Below are 597 nucleotides of genomic sequence, written 5' to 3'. Positions count from 1 at the left end.
GGCTACAGTTTGAATTATAGAATTTAAAAAACCATGATTATTAAAAACACTATTAATCTTAGGCAAAGGTGAAGAACCTGAGCCAATGCGACTTAAAATTTCCTTATCTTGATTACTGTAACTTTTTTCAGACTTAGGAGTGGCCGACTGGAGAGAGTAACCCGCCTTAGTGTATTTATAGAAAAGTTCTATGTAAGGGAGATCCTCTAAAAGATCATCGGTCATTTTTTCAGGGATTTTTACACCCCAAAAACATCCAAAGCTACCAGTTAACCTTTTTCCCTTAAGGTAAGAATAAGCTTCTATATTTTCTTTAGGCTTTAAATCTGAAAACTTAAGTGCATATTTAAATACTTCTACAAAACCTTGAGCGGGGTCGCCCTCGATAGGCCTTACATCTACGATTTTGCTATCGCCTGTAATCTTTTGCCACTCTTTGCAAAGCTCTGTTTCTTGGACAGCATCAGTATATTTTTTCCATAGAGCTATTTCGTTTTTCTTAACCTGGGGAGAAAGTTTAGACCAGACATCAGGTTTATGAAGAACGGGACGAATATTGAAAGGGAAATCAATCGGATTTTCAGGGTCAAGCATAAC

The 597-nt window shown here is 36.7% G+C and carries 1 protein-coding gene; it reads right to left on the bottom strand.

Features of this window, described 5'->3' with window-relative positions; genetic code table 11:
• A partial coding sequence (locus tag I6F47_RS20480) for a hypothetical protein (RefSeq protein ID WP_442960289.1) occupies positions 1–597 on the bottom strand: 597 nt, incomplete at both ends.

Origin of the sequence: Pseudoalteromonas sp. NZS37 (assembly GCF_015864265.1) — a bacterium.
GTDB classification, from domain to species: domain Bacteria; phylum Pseudomonadota; class Gammaproteobacteria; order Enterobacterales; family Alteromonadaceae; genus Pseudoalteromonas; species Pseudoalteromonas arctica.
Note: the sequence above shows the minus strand (reverse complement) of the source record. Positions and strands in the feature narration are given on the sequence as shown.